General features: G+C 46.3%; 22 protein-coding genes. 12 read left to right on the forward strand and 10 right to left on the reverse strand.

The window, feature by feature from the left end:
• Positions 1-2: 2 nt before the first annotated feature.
• On the reverse strand, positions 3-1127 hold the full coding sequence (locus AC4BAP_RS08225; protein WP_490582149.1) for a glycosyltransferase: 1125 nt from the start codon (positions 1125-1127) through the stop codon (positions 3-5).
• A gap of 50 nt (positions 1128-1177) precedes the next feature.
• Here AC4BAP_RS08225 and AC4BAP_RS08230 point away from each other — a divergent pair, with 50 nt between their 5' ends.
• Positions 1178-1990, forward strand: coding sequence for a 2,3,4,5-tetrahydropyridine-2,6-dicarboxylate N-succinyltransferase (locus AC4BAP_RS08230; RefSeq protein ID WP_490582150.1), 813 nt, complete (start codon positions 1178-1180; stop codon positions 1988-1990).
• Positions 1991-2543: 553 nt separating this feature from the next.
• Here AC4BAP_RS08230 and AC4BAP_RS08235 read toward each other — a convergent pair.
• Complete coding sequence (locus AC4BAP_RS08235; protein WP_490582151.1) at positions 2544-3437, reverse strand: 3-hydroxybutyryl-CoA dehydrogenase; 894 nt, start codon at positions 3435-3437, stop codon at positions 2544-2546.
• A 420-nt stretch (positions 3438-3857) separates the two neighbouring features.
• On the opposite strand from AC4BAP_RS08235, the gene AC4BAP_RS08240 reads away from it, so the two are divergent.
• The gene (locus AC4BAP_RS08240) at positions 3858-4010 is read left to right on the forward strand and encodes a lmo0937 family membrane protein (RefSeq protein WP_007660459.1); all 153 of its coding nucleotides are present in this window, start codon (positions 3858-3860) and stop codon (positions 4008-4010) included.
• A 67-nt stretch (positions 4011-4077) separates the two neighbouring features.
• The gene (locus tag AC4BAP_RS08245; RefSeq protein ID WP_490582152.1) at positions 4078-4227 is read left to right on the forward strand and encodes a lmo0937 family membrane protein; all 150 of its coding nucleotides are present in this window, start codon (positions 4078-4080) and stop codon (positions 4225-4227) included.
• 88 nt (positions 4228-4315) lie between these two features.
• Here the strand turns inward: AC4BAP_RS08245 and AC4BAP_RS08250 are convergent, their stop codons facing one another.
• Together AC4BAP_RS08250 and AC4BAP_RS08255 are read right to left on the reverse strand one after the other, a co-directional pair.
• Positions 4316-4999 (reverse strand): hypothetical protein, encoded by a 684-nt coding sequence (locus AC4BAP_RS08250; protein ID WP_490582153.1) that lies wholly within the window; start codon positions 4997-4999, stop codon positions 4316-4318.
• A gap of 27 nt (positions 5000-5026) precedes the next feature.
• Entirely contained in the window at positions 5027-6652 is a 1626-nt protein-coding gene (locus AC4BAP_RS08255) for an ABC-F family ATP-binding cassette domain-containing protein (protein ID WP_490582154.1), read from the reverse strand.
• Between the two features lie 343 nt (positions 6653-6995).
• Here AC4BAP_RS08255 and AC4BAP_RS08260 point away from each other — a divergent pair, with 343 nt between their 5' ends.
• Positions 6996-7466, forward strand: coding sequence for a DUF4199 domain-containing protein (locus tag AC4BAP_RS08260; RefSeq protein ID WP_490582155.1), 471 nt, complete (start codon positions 6996-6998; stop codon positions 7464-7466).
• Between the two features lie 30 nt (positions 7467-7496).
• Positions 7497-7955 carry a DUF4199 domain-containing protein gene (locus AC4BAP_RS08265; protein ID WP_490582156.1) on the forward strand — a complete coding sequence of 153 codons (459 nt, stop codon included), beginning with the start codon at positions 7497-7499 and terminating at the stop codon, positions 7953-7955.
• Between the two features lie 68 nt (positions 7956-8023).
• Here the strand turns inward: AC4BAP_RS08265 and AC4BAP_RS08270 are convergent, their stop codons facing one another.
• Positions 8024-8257 (reverse strand): hypothetical protein, encoded by a 234-nt coding sequence (locus AC4BAP_RS08270; RefSeq protein ID WP_490582157.1) that lies wholly within the window; start codon positions 8255-8257, stop codon positions 8024-8026.
• Between the two features lie 315 nt (positions 8258-8572).
• Between AC4BAP_RS08270 and AC4BAP_RS08275 the strand changes: the two genes are divergently transcribed.
• Complete coding sequence (locus AC4BAP_RS08275; protein WP_490582158.1) at positions 8573-8974, forward strand: hypothetical protein; 402 nt, start codon at positions 8573-8575, stop codon at positions 8972-8974.
• A 32-nt stretch (positions 8975-9006) separates the two neighbouring features.
• Here the strand turns inward: AC4BAP_RS08275 and AC4BAP_RS08280 are convergent, their stop codons facing one another.
• Positions 9007-9321 carry a hypothetical protein gene (locus tag AC4BAP_RS08280; RefSeq protein WP_490582159.1) on the reverse strand — a complete coding sequence of 105 codons (315 nt, stop codon included), beginning with the start codon at positions 9319-9321 and terminating at the stop codon, positions 9007-9009.
• A 299-nt stretch (positions 9322-9620) separates the two neighbouring features.
• Here AC4BAP_RS08280 and AC4BAP_RS08285 point away from each other — a divergent pair, with 299 nt between their 5' ends.
• The gene (locus tag AC4BAP_RS08285) at positions 9621-10433 is read left to right on the forward strand and encodes a murein L,D-transpeptidase catalytic domain family protein (protein WP_490582160.1); all 813 of its coding nucleotides are present in this window, start codon (positions 9621-9623) and stop codon (positions 10431-10433) included.
• Between the two features lie 75 nt (positions 10434-10508).
• On the opposite strand, the gene AC4BAP_RS08290 is transcribed toward AC4BAP_RS08285, so the two are convergent.
• Entirely contained in the window at positions 10509-10703 is a 195-nt protein-coding gene (locus AC4BAP_RS08290; protein ID WP_490582161.1) for a hypothetical protein, read from the reverse strand.
• Positions 10704-10994: 291 nt separating this feature from the next.
• Between AC4BAP_RS08290 and AC4BAP_RS08295 the strand changes: the two genes are divergently transcribed.
• From AC4BAP_RS08295 to AC4BAP_RS08305, 3 genes are all read left to right on the forward strand, one after another.
• Positions 10995-11807: a M48 family metalloprotease gene (locus AC4BAP_RS08295; RefSeq protein WP_490582162.1), complete on the forward strand. Its 813-nt coding sequence runs from the start codon at positions 10995-10997 to the stop codon at positions 11805-11807.
• A 145-nt stretch (positions 11808-11952) separates the two neighbouring features.
• Positions 11953-12129 (forward strand): hypothetical protein, encoded by a 177-nt coding sequence (locus AC4BAP_RS08300; RefSeq protein ID WP_490582163.1) that lies wholly within the window; start codon positions 11953-11955, stop codon positions 12127-12129.
• 130 nt (positions 12130-12259) lie between these two features.
• Positions 12260-13162: a diacylglycerol/lipid kinase family protein gene (locus tag AC4BAP_RS08305; RefSeq protein WP_490582164.1), complete on the forward strand. Its 903-nt coding sequence runs from the start codon at positions 12260-12262 to the stop codon at positions 13160-13162.
• Positions 13163-13540: 378 nt separating this feature from the next.
• Here the strand turns inward: AC4BAP_RS08305 and AC4BAP_RS08310 are convergent, their stop codons facing one another.
• Together AC4BAP_RS08310 and AC4BAP_RS08315 are read right to left on the reverse strand one after the other, a co-directional pair.
• The gene (locus AC4BAP_RS08310) at positions 13541-14749 is read right to left on the reverse strand and encodes a metallophosphoesterase (RefSeq protein ID WP_490582165.1); all 1209 of its coding nucleotides are present in this window, start codon (positions 14747-14749) and stop codon (positions 13541-13543) included.
• A 23-nt stretch (positions 14750-14772) separates the two neighbouring features.
• Entirely contained in the window at positions 14773-15408 is a 636-nt protein-coding gene (locus AC4BAP_RS08315) for an LON peptidase substrate-binding domain-containing protein (RefSeq protein ID WP_490582166.1), read from the reverse strand.
• Between the two features lie 117 nt (positions 15409-15525).
• Between AC4BAP_RS08315 and mtgA the strand changes: the two genes are divergently transcribed.
• Both mtgA and AC4BAP_RS08325 read left to right on the forward strand, forming a co-directional pair.
• The gene (gene mtgA, locus AC4BAP_RS08320) at positions 15526-16305 is read left to right on the forward strand and encodes a monofunctional biosynthetic peptidoglycan transglycosylase (RefSeq protein WP_490582167.1); all 780 of its coding nucleotides are present in this window, start codon (positions 15526-15528) and stop codon (positions 16303-16305) included.
• Complete coding sequence (locus tag AC4BAP_RS08325) at positions 16295-16753, forward strand: YybH family protein (RefSeq protein ID WP_490582168.1); 459 nt, start codon at positions 16295-16297, stop codon at positions 16751-16753. Before mtgA ends, AC4BAP_RS08325 begins: the two co-directional genes overlap by 11 nt.
• 39 nt (positions 16754-16792) lie before the next feature.
• Here the strand turns inward: AC4BAP_RS08325 and AC4BAP_RS08330 are convergent, their stop codons facing one another.
• Entirely contained in the window at positions 16793-17455 is a 663-nt protein-coding gene (locus AC4BAP_RS08330) for a YdeI/OmpD-associated family protein (RefSeq protein ID WP_490582169.1), read from the reverse strand.
• Positions 17456-17758 lie beyond the last annotated feature (303 nt).

Here is a 17758-nt window from a genome sequence, read left to right on the forward strand (position 1 = left end):
TCCTATAGTAGGGACTTGATTAGAGCAAGCAACTGTGCTTCTTCCGTCTCCCAGAAGATATCATTCGGTATGCCATCTGTATAAAACTCGTTTCGCCTTAGCTGGTCCAGAATTTCAGCTGCATTTATACTTGTAAAGTGAACTGACATACCTGCCTGATGCTCTTGTACTATTCCTTGCCAGATGGGGTTTTGGGAGATAAGGATTGGAAGGCCGTGTGCCATGTACTCGAACAATTTTGTAGGGATGCAGCCTGCTGTACTTGGGTTTGGCAGGTAGGGGAGTAAACCCACGTTAGTTTGCTGCATGGCTTCTATGATCTGTGAGTGTGGCACCAGTTGTTCGCCGCCGATTACCCGGATGTATGGCTTGTTGGCTATACTTTGCAATACCCGTTGCCAAGTGGTACTATTGGAGCAATATCCGATAATAACGAGGTTGGTGTCGGGAGCTAAAGTATAAAGTTTATCGGCAAGTGAAATAGCCTCCAGTATGCCATACTCTATCGCGATCGTGCCGGAGTATAAAAGTCTGAGAGGTGTATCGGCGAGCCTTACTGGAGTTACAGGAGAAGTATAGCCGGAGGGTTTTTTATACTTGTTTTCCAGGACGGTATACTTCTGGTCAATAAAATTAAGTTCTGTTGCATAGCACTTTTCTGCAAGTATAAAATGCTGCACATAAGGCACCACAAATTGCTCGATCTTGCCGATAGTATAAGCAAGCAGTCCTTTTACAGGCACTGGGTAGTTGTGCTGGCTTCGCAGATTCAGGGTGTAGTTTTCCTGTACATCATAAACCAGTTTAGCCTCATACTTTCTGCAGTAGATCCAGCTTGCCCATAACAACTCATGTGTGCATGCTATTACCAGATCTGGTTTTAAAGCATAAAGGAGTTTCAGGAATTTTAACTGGGCTGTGAACCTCCCGGGGCTAAGTCTTTTAAACCGGAACAGGGGGTGAAAAGAGATATTGGCCGGCGCATGTGCAGGTAGTGTGCTTGTGAAACCACAAATAAATACCTTTGTATCAGGTAGTTTGCTAAGCGACAGGCCCAGTTTTTCGTACATGCGGGTATCGTTGATAGGCTTTAGTAGCGAGGCGATCAGAATTCTCTTTTCAGACATCGTCTAAATTTAATACTTTTACGCATTAATCTTACTTAACTAATTTATACATGGCGCTAAGAGAAATAATAGAGCAGGCCTGGGATAACCGCGAACTGTTGCAGGAAAGCAATACAGTTGAGGCTATCCGCGCTGTAATAGAAGAACTGGATAAAGGTATCCTGCGTGTGGCAGAGCCGAATGGCGATGACTGGCAGGTAAATGAATGGGTGAAGAAAGCTGTTTTGATGTACTTCCCGATTCAGCAAATGAAGACCATCGAGGTTGGCCCGTTTGAATTTCATGACAAAATTGCCCTGAAGCGCAATTACGAGCAGTTGGGTGTGCGTGTAGTGCCTCACGCTGTTGCCCGTTACGGTGCTTACCTGGCCAAAGGCGTTATCATGATGCCTTCTTATGTAAACATAGGCGCTTACGTAGACTCAGGAACTATGGTGGATACCTGGGCAACTGTAGGCAGCTGCGCACAGGTTGGTAAAAACGTTCACCTGAGCGGTGGCGTGGGCCTTGGCGGTGTATTGGAGCCAGTGCAGGCGGCCCCGGTTATTATTGAGGATGGAGCCTTTATCGGATCGAGAAGTATACTTGTTGAGGGTTGCCGCATCGGTAAAGAAGCTGTGATTGGCGCAGGCGTTACCATCACCGGAAGCTCAAAGATAATAGACGTGACTGGCAGCGAGCCGAAAGAGTATAAAGGCTATGTGCCGCCGCGTGCTGTGGTTATACCGGGTTCTTACACCAAGAAATTCCCTGCCGGCGATTTCCAGGTTCCTTGCGCCCTGATCATCGGTCAGCGTAAAGAAAGCACAGACCTGAAGACATCCCTGAACGATGCGCTTCGCGATAACGCAGTAGCTGTTTAATTGTTGAATGGTTTAATTGCTGAACTGTTTAATTGTTGACCTATCATATAAAAGGCCTCTGCTGGGAATACCGGCAGAGGCCTTCTTTCTTCTAGCGACCTCGCAGCGTCCGAAGGTCCTGCGAGTGTCTAAATAGTTTGAGAGTTTGGGAATTTTGGAGTTAAAGAGTTAAAATTTACTCATCCACTCATTCGCTCATTCAGAATTTTTCCAGATGCTGCGAGGTCGGGAAGCGTTGAAAGTATAAAGCCTCTGCTATTTACACAGCAGAGGCTTTATACTTTAATTTTATTTAAATCAAGTTGCGGTGTATGATAAACCAGGCAGGTGTAAACACACCCCTGCGCCCCTCTCAAGAGGGGAATTTTACCTCCCCCAGCCCCTCCTTTTGTCGAGGTGCCCCTACCCCTAGAGGGGAATCACATGCACGAGCAAGATTACCCTTCTCTGGACTAGCCAAAACGAGCGTTTTGAGCTAGCGAGCACAGCTATTTAGGGGTGATTTTATCGTACTTGAGTTAACTAAACAATTTAACAATTTAGCAATCAGCAATTACTTCTTCTTAAAACGATCGGCTACTATCAACTCTTTTGTGCCGTGATTCCAGGAATAGAAGCCCTGGCCAGACTTAACACCTTTGTGACCTGCCTGTACCATGTTTACTAAAAGCGGGCATGGCGCATACTTCGGATTTCCGAATCCTTCATACAGTACGTTCAGGATGGAAAGGCACACGTCAAGGCCAATGAAGTCTGCCAGCTGCAAAGGTCCCATTGGGTGCGCCATACCTAATTTCATGATCGTGTCAATTTCCTCAACACCGGCAACGCCCTCGTACAGGCTGTAAATAGCCTCGTTGATCATAGGCATTAAAATACGGTTTGCCACAAATCCAGGGTAGTCGTTGCACTCTGTAGGTACTTTGCCCAACTGCAGCGAAATGTCCATGATCTCACGGGTTACTTCGTCGGAGGTAGAGTAACCACGGATGATCTCCACCAGCTTCATTACCGGTACCGGGTTCATAAAGTGCATGCCTATCACCTTGTCCGGACGATCTGTCACCGAGGCGATCTTGGTGATGGAGATGGAGGATGTGTTAGAAGCAAGTATAGCCTCAGGTTTTGTAAAAGTGCTCAGGTCGCGGAAGATCTTCAGTTTAAGGTCCACGTTCTCAGTAGCAGCCTCCACTACCAGATCAGCATCCTGCACGCCTTGCTGCATGCTAGTGTGCGTGGTAATGTTCTGAAGCGTATGTGCTTTTTGCTCCTCAGTAAGGTTGCCTTTCGCCACGATCCTGTCAAGGTTTTTAGAGATAGTTCCTAAGGCCTTCTGCAAAGCCTCTTCCGAAATATCTACCAATGACACGCTAAAACCGTTCTGGGCAAACACATGTGCAATACCATTACCCATCGTTCCGGATCCAATAACTGCTACTTTTTTCATATAAAGGATAGTGAATTTTGATTTTATATATACAAAAATACTATAAATACGGTACAAAGCATTTTTATACTTCCTTGTATTGGAAGACTTCAATTTACGGTGCGCTGTAAACAGCACTAAAGTATAAGTAAGGACATTGCTGATATGGGAGTGCTGCTGCACGAATGCATTCTGCGTTTTTGTGCTGTTACGAATATAAAATAATGTTGAGGAGCAATGGGGCCTATAATTAAGTGCACTTTCAGAAGGTAAGGCTTATTGCAAAATGATCGGGTACATGATTAAATTCCTTCGCTTTAACACATCTTTTTAAAAAGCAGGCCGTAAAAGCTATAAGCAAAAAAATACAAATGCTTACTAAGGCCGATAATTGGCTTATGTAATGCTTGTTAATTCTTAAATGAAAATGAAATAATAACTATGGGAAATTTATTGTATATAATCGCTGTAGTGCTGGTAATATTCTGGCTGATCGGCTTCCTGGGCTTCCCGGATGCAGTTGGAGGCATTATTCACGTGCTTCTGGTGCTGGCCGTAATAGCAGTACTGTTACGTTTGATACGCGGAGCTTAACTTGTTAAAACAAAATTCGTTATAACAAGTAATGAATTGTATAAGAACTCACTAAACAAATAAAACTATGGGAAATCTGTTGTATATAATTGCTGTAGTACTTGTAATTTTCTGGTTGATCGGTTTCTTAGGATTCCCTGATGCCGTGGGTGGCTTGATCCACATCTTACTTGTGATCGCCATTATCATTGTACTGCTGAGACTAATTCGGGGCTAGCGCATTTGCCTAGCAGATTGATAAAGCTTATAAAAAGAAAGGCTGCCAGACATATCTGGCAGCCTTTCTTTTTATACTTGGTTATACTTTACCTTCTGAAGGGAATGTTAAAACCGGCCCGGATCACGGGATTGGAGTAAGGGGAGTCCTCGTCGTTGAAGTTGTAAAGCAGCAACATGTCGAACGATACCCTTCCGGCGCTCTGCCGGTAGCCTATTCCGGCCAGTGGCGTATACACCATGCGCCTTGTTTTTTCCGGCAACCCGTTGCTAGTGTTCCAGTAGTTTTCGTAACTCAAGCCTTCATACTCTGCATGCACCAGCAAAGTGCCACTGTTTAGCAGGCCGGGCAACACCTCGTGCTGGGCAAAAAACCTGCCTCCAAAGTTCTGGAAAGACTGGCCGCCTGCCCTTATGAAGTGATAGACAAAGCCTGGGCCAACGCTAAATTTATCTGTGACCTTATACCCAAGTATAGGCAGCAGCGATATGTTGGTAAAAGTGCCAAACTGTAAACCAAAGCTGCCCCCGTAGTATAAACGGTCAACAAATTCCGGCTTGTCTTCCTGTGCCTGTAGTTGTGGCTTAACCACAACGGGCTGTTCCTGTACAGGTTGCCTAGGCCTTGCGTCCTGGTTTTGAACAGGAGGAGGGCCGGTAGGCAATTCCGGTTTTTTGTAGACAGTGTCGGGTGTTTGCGCAAAGGCAGGTATGCCCGCTAACACGATGGTTAGCAAAACAAGCATACCTGCTACTTTGATTATGTGGTTCATGAGTTAATGTATTAGCTTTTGCCTTAATTAAACCAGGGCAGCGGCATACATCTTTTTACGAAGCTCTTTAATGTTGTCGTCTGCCAGATACTCCTCGTACGTCATTCGCTTGTCAATGATACCGCCTGGCGTTAACTCTATGATGCGGTTAGCGATCGTGTCCACGAACTGAAGGTCATGGGATGCGAAAAGTATAGTTCCGTCAAAATCACGCAGCGAGTTGTTCAAAGCGGTGATCGACTCCAGGTCCAGGTGGTTGGTCGGCTCATCAAAAACAAGCACGTTACCAGACTGTAGCATCATGCGTGAGAACATACAACGTACTTTTTCTCCACCAGACAATACGTTTGCCTTCTTCAGGGATTCTTCGCCAGAGAAAAGCATACGGCCCAGGAAGCCACGGATAAAGCTTTCGTCTTTCTCCACAGAGTACTGGCGCAACCAGTCTACCAGGTTCAGGTCAGTTTCGAAATACTCCGCATTATCTTTCGGGAAGAAAGAAGCCGTGATGGTTGTGCCCCACCTATACTCTCCGCTATCAGCCTGGTCTTCCTCGAAAAGGATCTTGAAGAACGTAGAAGCTGCAATGTCATTACGTCCGATCACCGCGATCTTATCGCCTTTGTCAACCATAAAGCTGATGTCGTTGAATATTGGCTGGCCATCGATTGACTTGCTCAGGTTCTCAACGTTCAGGATCTGGTTGCCGGCCTCACGCTCTGGTTTAAAGGCAATGTATGGGTACTTGCGCGAAGAAGGTTTTAAGTCTTCCACGGTTAGTTTTTCCAGTAACTTGGCACGAGAGGTTGCCTGCTTCGACTTAGAGGCATTTGCGCTGAAGCGACGGATGAACTCTTCCAGTTCCTTACGCTTGTCTTCTACCTTCTTATTGGCATCGGAGCGCTGTTTCAAAGCCAGTTGGCTCGACTCGTACCAGAAGCTGTAGTTACCGGCGAACATCTGTATCTTACCAAAGTCGATGTCGGCAACATGCGTACAAACAGCATCCAGGAAGTGACGGTCGTGCGAAACAACGATCACCGTGTTGCTGAAGTTGTCAAGGAAGTTCTCCAGCCACATAATAGACTCCGCATCCAGGTGGTTGGTAGGTTCGTCCAGCAGCAGGATTTCCGGGTTACCAAACAGAGCCTGTGCCAACAGCACACGAACTTTCTCGCTACCGCTCAGGTCTTTCATCAGCGAGTAGTGCAGGTTCTCTGTAATACCCAGGCCGCTAAGTAGTTCTGCTGCCTCGTATTCTGCGTTCCAGCCTTCCAGGTCAGCGAACTCGCCTTCCAGTTCAGCTGCACGCTCACCGTCAGCATCTGTAAAGTCGGCCTTGGCGTAAATAGCGTCTTTTTCCTGCATAATATCCCACAGGCGCTTGTGGCCCATGATCACGGTTTGCAGGGCAGGGTACTCGTCGTAGGCAAAGTGGTTCTGCTTTAAAACGGCCATACGCGCGTTGGCAGGAATATCCACAGTGCCTGTGTTTGGCTCTATCTCGCCTGATAATATTTTAAGGAAAGTAGATTTGCCCGCACCGTTTGCGCCAATCAGGCCATAGCAGTTGCCGGGAACAAATTTTATCGTAACATCTTCAAATAATGTGCGCTTACCGTAAGACAAGCTAACATTGCTGGTACTGATCATATAATTCTAAAGTATGGGATAAGTATGCGAAATTAAAGAATCTGGCCGCAAAACTACGAAATAAAAATGGGCTTTGCGTGCTAACTAGTGTAAACACTTTGGCTGATCACGTCTGAAACACGTATAATTAATCCATTTTAAATCAACCATTTCGAAGCTTGGGGCTAAAAATTATACAGCAAAGCACAACGCCACCCGACTTAAACTAGTATATAGTTTTAATAATATAAATTAGCCTGGAACAGGGTTGGGCTGGCTTTTTAAGCTGCTCTCTTAACCAAAACTATGGCTAATCTGTTCATTTTTAAAATGTTAATTTGAAAACTGTGAAAATCTGAATTGCATGGCACCTTCAAACGTAAGCTATCAAAGCGTATCAATTAAATATGGGGTTATTGTTGGCATAGTTCATATTGCATACTTCCTGCTTATGTGGGCCCTCGGCCTGCAGGAAATAGTTGAATTATCCTTTATTAGCGGCATATTTCTGGTGATAGGCATTGTGGTGGCTATATCCAAGTTCAAGAGAATCAAGAAAGGTACGATACACTACTTCCAGGGGCTGGCCATAGGAGCAACGGTAGGGGCGGTGTCGTCCATTATACTTGCCATTTTCCTGATGATCTTTTTGAGCACGCTGGGGCAGGGGTACCTATCGTCTTTGCAGGCGAGTTACTTATTCCCGGAAAGCCTTACGCTACTTTCATTATTCCTGACCACTATTGTGTATGGCACCGTGCCAGGCGTTATTGTTGGCTTTATAGCCATGCAATGGTATAAGCGTCCGGATCATACGTTACCTGAACAAATTTAAGTTGCTGCACGAAACCCTTAATTAATTGCTATGGAAAAGATAGGCCTGAAGTATGGTTTGCTTACAGCTGCCGGGCTTGTTGGGTATTTTATTTTGATGAGGCTACTTGGCTTTGCCAATATTATAGAATTGCGTTTTTTTAACGGAATTATAATGGCTATCGGGGTTACGATGGCGATCAGGGCCTACAAGATACGGGAACAGGGACACATAGGGTACTTCAGCGGCCTGGGCGTTGGTGCTATTACGGCTGTGGTGGCTACCACTCTGTTTGCCGTGCTCATGCTGTTGTACATAAAAGTAGGAGGGGACTCACTCATAGCCACGCTTGCTGCTGACAAGTACTTCGGTGAGCGGGTTCAGTCTACGCCTGGCGTGGTGGTATTCTCGGTGCTGATGCTGGAAGGCGTGATCTCAGGTATCATGATCGCCTTTATAGCCATGCAGTACTTTAAGCAAAAAGACCACAAGGTGCCTAACAGCCCCTGAAAAGCCAGGTTGATATTACATTAAGGTTAAAAAAATGCCCTGCATACTTCTGTGCAGGGCATTTTCTTTTAACTTACGATCTGGTCAGGACGCTGGATGATCTGGACGACCACCTCATGTACATCCCCTTCTTTGTCTTTGAGTTTATATATTATCATAGGATTGTCTATATCGTGTATTGATTTTGTGCTGACAACGCGCTCTCCCGCCTTTAATTTATTTTCCAGTTGTGGGGTAAGGTCCTTAAATGCTTTTGCGAAATCAACTTCCAGTTTACTTGGATTATAGAATGTCGTTCTCATGAGCCTTTACTTTTCTGCACCGCTTTAAAACATAGTTAATCTGCGGTTATGCTATTAAAAATACTATTTATGGGTACTTTTAATTTATACCCCTCCCGGGTGGTAGGGTTACTTTATAATTGGTTTTTGGGTTAAGTTATTAGAGGGGTTAAAATAAATATTGTAAAAGGATAATATATAGTGAGATTGCAATATTTAGGTTCTATTAGAAAAGTATAAAAATAGTTTCAAAAATACCAAACCTAGTCTTGAGATTGCCGTTCTAAGTATCAGAAAACCGGATTGAACCGCAGGGAAGCCTTAATTAAAAGAAACATGATACGATTTATACTTTTAGCCTTAGCCATTAGCCTGTCTTTTACCGCCAATGCACAACTACTCAAGCTAAATAGCGAGGCGAAACTTGATAACAAGGTATTTGAAATTAATGTGGAAGGCCCAAGCTTGATTGCCCTGGACCTGCAGAAAGAACTTGACCTGACTGAAGCGCAGTACGCACAAGTGCTGGAACTTAACAGGAAGCGTTTCCAATTAATTTCTGCCGCAGAAGCAGAGTACCAGTCCGATGCTATAATGCTGTCAAAGATAGTCTATGGCATTAACCTGGAGGCCGACAAGACCCTGCACACGTTGCTGGATCCACGCCAGGCAAGGCTGCTGGTAGAACTGGAGGGGCGGCAGCATACCCGCTTCGTCAGCGAAAACGCAGAGGACTAACCCAAACCTCAGCATCGCAACACCCGGCTGGATTACTGTAACGGCTCTTTGTAAGTTACTTCCGATACTTTGCCGGTAGGATTTATGCGGATCTCCACACGGTTTGCTTCCGACATACCACGTCTTTCGTTACATTGCGTGCCATGCTCCAGGTAGTAGTAATAAATACGCTGGTTGCGCTCCAAAAGGCTTTCGCTGTCAGGTTTGCCTAACAGGTTGCGTACTATGTACTCCTTCTTGCCGTATAGCTCTCTCCTGATCTTGTCAAACTCGCCAGTCATGCGTTCACGGTCTCCTTTGCAGGCGTAACGGTCATTTTTCCAGGTCTCACTGTCAAATCCTTTCAAGGAGTCGGGTACCCCGCAACCAGAAAAAGACAGGCATAACAATAAACAGGCAGGTATAAAGCGTTTTAGCATAACAAGGGATATTGAGTAACAAATTAGCCTCAGGTGCAAAGGTAGTGCTTTCTTGCTTAAGAGCCCCTTTGCAAACATAATATCCATTGAAGATTTTGCGACTAAGCATGGGCTTGCACCTGATTTTTGCAGATTAAATAGCGTGAAAACACTATTCTCGGAACAATTTCCCCTGTTATGCCTGTTGGTCTTATGAATGCGTAAACTAAAAGCTTAAATTCATACTTATGCTAAGAATAGTTCTGACCTCCTTAACACTTGGATTATTATCATTTACCAGCCCCTCATCTACAGCACTCGAAAGATCACCTGATCTACTGTCTGACCTTAACACGGTAGCAGAAAGAAATTCGACCGACCTTACCTACTCTGAAAAGGAAATTGCATTTGACTCGCATGTGCAGGAAGTGTACCAGCAGGCAGGCCTGAATAACAGCGGAATGTCGTTTGACGTGTTTCGTAACGCCTTTATCGGATTTCAGAACTTTAAAAATAAGAACCTCATCGCATCTTCGAAATCTATACTTACTGTGGTAGACTTTACCATGCCCAGCCAAAAAAAGCGCATGTGGGTAGTTGATTTAAAGACTAAGAAGGTGCTTTATAATACGCTGGTATCGCATGGCAGAAATACCGGAAACGTAACTGCCGATAAGTTCTCGAACCAGCCAAACTCATACATGAGCAGCCTTGGCTTTTACCTGACAGACGCTACCTATTATGGTAAGCATGGCTTGTCATTACGTCTTTCCGGTATGGACAAGGATTTTAACTCAAATGCCATGGCGCGTGCCATCGTAGTGCATGGCGCTGATTATGCCACAGAGGCTTTTATTAAGCAGCATGGCCGTTTGGGCCGCAGCCTTGGTTGCCCGGCATTGCCCCGTGAGATCTCAAAAGACGTGATTGAAACTATAAAGGATAAAACCGTGATGTACATTCACGGCAATGATAAAAGTTATACTTCCAGCTACCTGGATCAGGTAAATGCGGTTAATGCTTTTGCAGAAACAGGCTTTTCCGACCTGATAAAGGCCTAAGTATAAAGACGTCGTAAACAAGAGAGCCCCCTGAGTTTGAATTCAGGGGGCTCTTTTATTTGCGTTATTATTGGGTTATCTGGCCCGGTCACGAGTGGCTTTTACCAGGCTCATGCCGCCAAAAAAGAAGATCAGGCCTACTATAAACGGTACCGCAGCAGTATATTGTCCCACTGCAACACCATCACCTCCCATCAGAAAGGCGTAGGCTCCCCATATAATTCCGATGATGCCCAGAATCAACAGGATACCACCGAATGCTCTTTTCATATCCATAACTGTAAAATTTAAATTTATACTTGCTACTTACAGGATAGCATCCAGTTGTACTACGCATTTGAGAAAAATAAGTGTACATTTTTAACTCCCCGGTTTCGATTATACTTTCGTAAGTGGCCTGAAACAGGTATTCTGGAATCATATCAAAAATACAGGCATTCATGGCAGTGCAATTTTTTAGTCTGTTCCGCTCGCTATAAGCTACCAATTTCACGTACAGCAAGTATCTGCCTGGTAGCAGGCACGATTAAGTGATTTGAGCAACTAGTACAAAATAAAACCATGAGAGGAGTAGTTAAATTTATTATAGCATTGCTGATTGCGGCTGTGTCGTTGGTAACCTATTGGTGTAACACACAGGAGAATGAGTTTACGGGAGAGGAGCAGCACGTAGACATGAGCGTGGAGCAGGAGATCGCGCTGGGCCTGCAGGCTGCCCCCCAGATGGCCGAGCAATACGGCGGCCTGCACCCCGACAGGGAAGCCGCGTCACAGGTAAAATCCATTGGACAGCGCCTTATACAGCGTACGCAGGTAAGCGAAACACCTTATGATTTCGATTTTCACCTGCTGGCCGATGAGCAGACGGTAAATGCCTTTGCCTTACCTGGCGGACAGATCTTTATAACTGCCGGCTTGCTTAGGCAGCTGGAGTCGGAGGCGCAGCTGGCGGGGGTACTGGCGCATGAGATAGGGCATGTTGTGGCAAGGCACTCAGCACAGCAACTGGCCAAGGCCCGTCTCACACAGGGGCTAACAGGTGCAGCAGCCATCGCCACTTACGACCCTGAAAACCCGGCAAGCCGCTCAGGTGCTGTGGCCGCCGCCATGATAGGTAAACTGCTGAACATGAGCTATGGACGGGATGACGAACTGGAATCGGATAAACTGGCGGTAAGGCTAACGGGCAGGGCTGGTTACGACCCGCGGGCTATGGTGCGTGTGATGGAGATTCTGGAGCAGGCCAGTGGCGGAGCCGCACGCGGTCCTGAGTTTATGCAAACGCACCCTAACCCGGGTAACCGCATTGCAAAGATCCAGAAGGCCATTGAGGAGGAATACCCGAACGGCCTGCCGGCGGGGCTTACAGAATAAAATGTGTTTGAACACAACCTTAAATAAAAGCTACTGTATAAGAAGAAGTATAATATGGTCTCGCGCCATGTTGCTCCTCCGGTACATTACCTTGGTAATGTGAAAACTACTGCTGATTTATTTTTCTATGAAAACAATTTGAATTATGGCAACTAATCAAAACAAGAAGGATGTGAACAAATCATCATCTTCTTCATCTTCATCTAAAGCCAGCACTTCGAAGCAACCTCAGGCTAAGAGCAGCAGCTCTATGGGATCAACTTCCAAGTCTTCTGGCGCTTCAGGTTCCAGCAAATCTGGATCTACCGGATCTAAGAAATAACGATAACCTGACACAACCGGTGAACCCGGTAAAGAAAACTAACTTCATCAGATGGGGTTAGTTTTCTTTTTTAGCCACTTTCAGAAAGTTCTGCGTATCATACGCTGAATCTATATTATGACACAAAACTATGGAAGCCCCTAATAAGCATAATAATCTCCTGTTTGTAATTAACCCTATTTCAGGAGACGTAGAAAAGGAAGAACTCGAAGAAGAGATACAGGAAAAATGCCGTGAGCACAACATAAACTGCAGGATATACCGAACCACCGGCCAGGATGACAAAGGCGAGGTTAAAAGACTGCTCGAAAAGTATAAGTATGACGCTGTGTTTGCAGTAGGCGGCGACGGAACAGTGAACATTGTCGGAAGCCTGCTTATAAGTACCGGCATTCCGTTGGGCATTATACCCCTGGGCTCCGGCAACGGCCTCTCCAAAGACCTAAACATTCCGCAGGACACAGAAGACGCGCTTGAGCTGATACATAGCCATGTGGTGCGCAACATCGATACGGTTACCCTGAATGGGATTCCCTCCATCCATCTGAGTGACCTGGGCTTTAACGCTTTGGTTGTAAAACGCTTTTGTGACGGAGATACCCGTGGCCCTGGCTCTTATGCCTGGATAGCCCTGCAGGAATACCTGAGCTATACGCCAAAGTTCTACCGCATCGAAACAGACCAGGAAACTTTTGAGGGAGAAGCTTTTATGGTGACCATAGCCAATGCCAACGCCTTCGGAAGCAATGCCAACATCAACCCGGAAGGCATCCTGAACGACGGCCGTTTTGAGATCTGCCTGATTGAGCCTTTCCCGAAAGCCGCTGGCTTGGGCATACTTTACAAACTCTACACAGACAGCATCGACACATCTGTTTATACCAGAACCTTCAGCTGCCGCAAAGCAACCATCTACAACCTGGACCACGAAGTAACCCACATCGATGGAGAACCTGTAGAGTTGGATGACATCATAAAAGCAGAGATCAAACCCAAAAGCCTGAAGGTCATACTTCCAGTTCCGGAAGAGTAGGTTGCTATTCGTTGATCGTTATTCGTTGCTGGTTATTCGTTGTTAGTTTTGTAGAGACGCAATATTTTGCGTCTTGTCAGCTACGATTCAGCAAATTTTAGTTATCTGACATATGAATGTAGAGACGCAATACCTTGCGTCTTGTAAGCTACAAAGCAATTAAGTTTACTTCAGCAAAAACGGTTAAAGTATAAAAAAGAATTATCGATCACGTCACAGTATTTCGAGTGGGTTTTCTTACACAAGCTGCTAAACCTCACAGTGTCTTCCAGACCTGTGAGCGTTTTTTCATTGTAGCCAACAAGACGCAAAATATTGCGTCTCTACAATCGATAATTGAATAACCATCAACGATCAACGATCAACGAAGAACAACCATCATCGAACAACGAAACTAGGTATACTTTCCAGCTTCTTGCGGAACACGACCTGGCCGGCAGGTGATTCTGTTGAGGTGACGTGGGTTTCTATCCATACCTCCCCGTTGTCATAATAATCCAGGGTGAAAAAGCCGTGCTGCTCCAGGGTGAATGTGGCTCTGCCACCTTTTTTAACAAAGGCTGTCTTGCTGCCGGAGCCGCTCACGATGTAGTGGTTTTGCTGTACCTCAAAGTGCTGCAGGTTGTGGTCGTGACCGGCTACGTAAATCAGGTTATTATACTTGTGGAAGATCCGGAGCAAGCGCTTGCGCATTTTTTTATACTTCCGGTGAGCCATGTCTTCGTAGGCGCCAAACAGCTGGCGGTAAAACGGGTAAAGCGAGCCAAAGATGGGCAATGGTATGTAAAAGCGTTTGTGCGCGGCCGTTAACGGAAAAATATGCTGCTTCATGGTAAACTTGCCGCCATGCAGGGCATTGCTGTAGAGGGGGTGGTGCGCGGCGATAAGTATGCGCTGGTGCTGGTTTTCGCGGAGCAGCCGGTTAAGGGCAGTATAGAAATCATCCAGGCTCTCGTGGTGGCAGCCATACTTTTTGCCCAACGGTTTTTCGCCACGTTGCACCCACCACTGCGTATTTAGCACAACCAACAAGAAACCATCTGCCAACTGCAGGGCCACGGGTCCAAGGCACCCATTTTCGGGTAAGTACCGCACATTAGGCCCACTGTGTTCCAGTACATAGTTTTGTTGCAGCAGCATTTGGCCATAACCTCCGTTGCGGCCTTTCAGCCAGTCGTGGTTGCCGCTTACAAAAATGCCCTGGCCTCCAAAATCCTTGAAATGAGATAGCAATGCGTTCAGCCTTTCTTCGGCTAATTTTCTGTGCCGGTGGCCTTCTGGCGGAAGGCCGATAGGGTAGAGGTTATCCCCCAGAAATAACACAGTGCTGTTGGTGGGGTGTTGTTGCTGCCAGTGTTCCAGCATTTGCAGTACAGGGTCGGAGCCGTCGGTGGTAATGGCCCCAACATCGCCGAGCATAGTAACCGAGTGCAGCAGCTTTGCTTCTGGCGCAGGGCTGGTGTGTTGCCAGCCTATATCCGACAGCCTGTAGTATGGCTTTCGTTTATACTTTAGCTCCTGCACGTAACTGAACAGGATATAGACCAGGAACAGGGTTGGTAGTATGATCAGGAAGTATGTGAGCATATAGTATAATAACAGCTAACCCATCAAAAGTTCGGAGGCGTCAGGTTTTTAAAATGCCCGTTCTGCTTCACCCGTTCCTTTAGCTGTTCAGTTGCTTCAACAATTGGCACAACCTGTTGCAGGTGCTGCAGGATGGCCTCCTGGCGTTCGGTTTCGTTCTGTAGCTGCAGCAGGGCGTATTCCTGCTCGGTGCTAAGCCCCAGGTGGTGCGCAATGTCGTAGCTTTTAAAATCCTCCAGCAGGTCCGTGAACAGCTTCTCCAGTCCCAGGCTATTATATAGCCTTTGCAGCAGCTCTTTAATTTTCAGCTTGGTCATGATATCCTCCTGAAAATTATTCTCGACCTCTTCCACCTCGCCGCCGGCATAAAGCCTGCCGGGAGCCATTTTATCAAAATGATTTATCTTAAAAACCCGGACGCCCTTGGTTCTAATGTCCATCTCACCATTGGCATGAGTCTTTTCAACCTGTAATATTTCCATTTCCGTACCGTACACTCCCACACTGTTTAGAATATAGGTAGGTATGCCAAAGGTTTTCTCGTTTTCGATGCAGTCGAGCACCAGTTGTTTGTAGCGCGGTTCAAAAATGTGCAGGTTAAGTTTTTCGCCGGGGTACACCACAACGCTCAGCGGAAACAGCGGAAGGTATTTTGCCATATGTCAGGATGAAGCTTTAGCCACTTATTGATTCTTCGATAGACTGTGATTTGATTACGGTGAGAGGCAATACTGTGTTAGAATTAAAGCCATACCATTGGGCTTACCTTGTTAAATGTGTCAAAGTATTTACCTTTGCAGGCTCCAAAGCCAAAGTATAGCATGAGTAAGAAACGTTTAGGTTTTAGGCAGATAAAGCTGCTATTTATTAAGCTGGTGCTTAGCCTATTCCTGTTAAGTGTAGTATGGGTATTGATGTACAGATGGGTGGCACCGCCGGCTACACTGCACATGATAAAGCGCAGGGCAGAGGCAGGAGCCGAGAACAGGGAGAACCCCGCCATAGCCTATAGGTTTGTGCCCCTGGAGGAGATGTCGCCGCAGTTGCCGCTTGCGGTTGTGGCCTCAGAGGACCAGCTTTTCCTGGAGCACAACGGCTTTGATGTGAGTGCCATAATGGATGCCTTTAAGCGTAACCAGAAAGGCGGCAACATACGCGGTGGCAGCACCATTAGCCAGCAGGTGGCTAAAAACGTTTTTCTGTGGCATGGCCGCAGCTACCTGCGCAAGGCGGTTGAGGCATACTTTACATTGCTGATTGAAATGCTTTGGGGCAAACAGCGTATTATGGAAGTATACCTGAATATTGCGGAGATGGGTGATGGGGTGTTTGGGGTAGAGGCTGCCTCTCAAAAATATTTCAAAAAGCCGGCCAGTGATGTAGGACGCCAGCAGGCAGCCTTGCTTGCGGCTGTTTTGCCAAACCCGATCAAGTTCTCCGCTAAAAATCCGTCGGGTTATACTTTGCGCCGCCGTTCCAGAATTGCCCGCGCAATGGGCCGTTTAGGCGGAACTACGTATATCAAAGCTATACTCCCTGCTGAAGATGAAAAATAACATTGCCATACTTGCCGGCCTTATATTGTTGCTGGCCTCCGCCTGTGCGCCAACAGCCAAGGCACCAAAGCAAAACGCCAATGCCAAAGCCGAAGTGCAGGCAGTGCTAAACGAGCAGGCGGCATGCTGGAGCCGAGGCGACCTGGAATGCTATATGCAAGGCTACTGGATGTCCGATTCGCTTTTGTTTGTTGGCTCACGCGGGTTAACGTATGGCTGGCAGCAAACCCTGGACAATTACAAGCGAGGCTATCCTGATGCCGCGGCCATGGGCAAACTAACCTTCGACCTGAAGGAAATGCGCGAACTGGCACCGGAAACAATGCTGGTGGTGGGTAAGTGGCACTTGCAGCGCGAGGCCAGCAAAGGCGACCTGGAAGGACATTTCTCCGTGATCTTAAAACGCTTCGTGGAAGGTTGGAAGATAGTAGCAGACCACTCGAGTTAAGATAATCGGGTTTCGAGATTATTTGTGTAGGAAAAAAAGCTAAAGTATACTTTTGTTGCATTCTATATGCTTGTACTTATGCGAGCCGTCGCAAGTGGGCATCTTTTGTGACAGGCCGCACGTGCAATCATGTATCCCTTTCCCGTCAAGAATCTGTTGCATGTACTTTTCGATGCGCGACTCCCGCGTTTTGGCTTGTTTAGGCTGTGAAAAGTATAGGTTGTATGCTCGTTGCCTCCCCGGGGTCAGTGCCTCAAAAGCTTTTTTAAAGTCGGTGTTCTCATCAAATTTCTTTTGCAGCTCTTCAGGGAAATTAAGCGCTGTATTATCGCTGAAGCTCACTTTTATGCCAGCCTTTTCAACCTCAATTGCTTCCGTGATATAGTCTTTGAGTATAGCTTCCTTCTCGCTAATTTCCTGCAATTGAGTAAACCGGATAAGGCGTGCCGACTGTGTATTTTCACCGGGTTTAGCTAGCAAATGATGTTTGTCTTTTAGCAAAGCGCCTTTAAAAAAGCTAAGCGCACAATACGCTTTAAAACCACTTATCAATAAAATGTTACTATTTTGGTAAGTATAACAAGGTACGCCCCATTTCAACGTTTCGGTAAGCCCGCACTTCAGCGCAATTGTCCTTAGCCTTTCCATTTCTGGCTGCCACTGTGGGGCTTTGCTTAAGTATAGATCGACTTCAGGGTTCATAAGCTTTTGTTCTGTTGCTCAAATGTAATACAAAGCGACTAATATTCAGGCTAATTTGCGTGAGGGCTTATGATTTATATGTGTACTGCATCACATCAGAGTTTGGTGGTTGGAGAGGCCTCAGCCAGCTTCCGGAGGAAAGTATAGTATATAACTCAAGTTGCGATTAACCCACCCCTCCGAGGACCAGGGTCGTTTCATTCTATTTTTTTGTCATCCTGGAAGGATCTTGGTGGCTGGGAGGACAAGCTTAACCTCCAGGGGTAGGGGCCCTCTTTCTCTCACAAGTTTCCCCGAATCAAG

Source organism: Pontibacter sp. GD7 (assembly GCF_058216375.1).

Coding starts and splice junctions, on each gene's coding strand:
- AC4BAP_RS08310 (WP_490582165.1), bottom strand. CDS start 14,749: ATGCTCACATACTTCCTGATCATACTACCAACCCTGTTCCTGGTCTAT.
- AC4BAP_RS08300 (WP_490582163.1), top strand. CDS start 11,953: ATGGCAACTAATCAAAACAAGAAGGATGTGAACAAATCATCATCTTCT.
- AC4BAP_RS08305 (WP_490582164.1), top strand. CDS start 12,260: ATGGAAGCCCCTAATAAGCATAATAATCTCCTGTTTGTAATTAACCCT.
- AC4BAP_RS08325 (WP_490582168.1), top strand. CDS start 16,295: ATGAAAAATAACATTGCCATACTTGCCGGCCTTATATTGTTGCTGGCC.
- AC4BAP_RS08285 (WP_490582160.1), top strand. CDS start 9,621: ATGCTAAGAATAGTTCTGACCTCCTTAACACTTGGATTATTATCATTT.
- AC4BAP_RS08315 (WP_490582166.1), bottom strand. CDS start 15,408: ATGGCAAAATACCTTCCGCTGTTTCCGCTGAGCGTTGTGGTGTACCCC.
- AC4BAP_RS08260 (WP_490582155.1), top strand. CDS start 6,996: ATGGCACCTTCAAACGTAAGCTATCAAAGCGTATCAATTAAATATGGG.
- AC4BAP_RS08255 (WP_490582154.1), bottom strand. CDS start 6,652: ATGATCAGTACCAGCAATGTTAGCTTGTCTTACGGTAAGCGCACATTA.
- AC4BAP_RS08230 (WP_490582150.1), top strand. CDS start 1,178: ATGGCGCTAAGAGAAATAATAGAGCAGGCCTGGGATAACCGCGAACTG.
- AC4BAP_RS08250 (WP_490582153.1), bottom strand. CDS start 4,999: ATGAACCACATAATCAAAGTAGCAGGTATGCTTGTTTTGCTAACCATC.
- AC4BAP_RS08290 (WP_490582161.1), bottom strand. CDS start 10,703: ATGAAAAGAGCATTCGGTGGTATCCTGTTGATTCTGGGCATCATCGGA.
- AC4BAP_RS08265 (WP_490582156.1), top strand. CDS start 7,497: ATGGAAAAGATAGGCCTGAAGTATGGTTTGCTTACAGCTGCCGGGCTT.
- AC4BAP_RS08235 (WP_490582151.1), bottom strand. CDS start 3,437: ATGAAAAAAGTAGCAGTTATTGGATCCGGAACGATGGGTAATGGTATT.
- AC4BAP_RS08225 (WP_490582149.1), bottom strand. CDS start 1,127: ATGTCTGAAAAGAGAATTCTGATCGCCTCGCTACTAAAGCCTATCAAC.
- AC4BAP_RS08275 (WP_490582158.1), top strand. CDS start 8,573: ATGATACGATTTATACTTTTAGCCTTAGCCATTAGCCTGTCTTTTACC.
- AC4BAP_RS08240 (WP_007660459.1), top strand. CDS start 3,858: ATGGGAAATTTATTGTATATAATCGCTGTAGTGCTGGTAATATTCTGG.
- AC4BAP_RS08295 (WP_490582162.1), top strand. CDS start 10,995: ATGAGAGGAGTAGTTAAATTTATTATAGCATTGCTGATTGCGGCTGTG.
- AC4BAP_RS08330 (WP_490582169.1), bottom strand. CDS start 17,455: ATGAACCCTGAAGTCGATCTATACTTAAGCAAAGCCCCACAGTGGCAG.
- AC4BAP_RS08245 (WP_490582152.1), top strand. CDS start 4,078: ATGGGAAATCTGTTGTATATAATTGCTGTAGTACTTGTAATTTTCTGG.
- AC4BAP_RS08270 (WP_490582157.1), bottom strand. CDS start 8,257: ATGAGAACGACATTCTATAATCCAAGTAAACTGGAAGTTGATTTCGCA.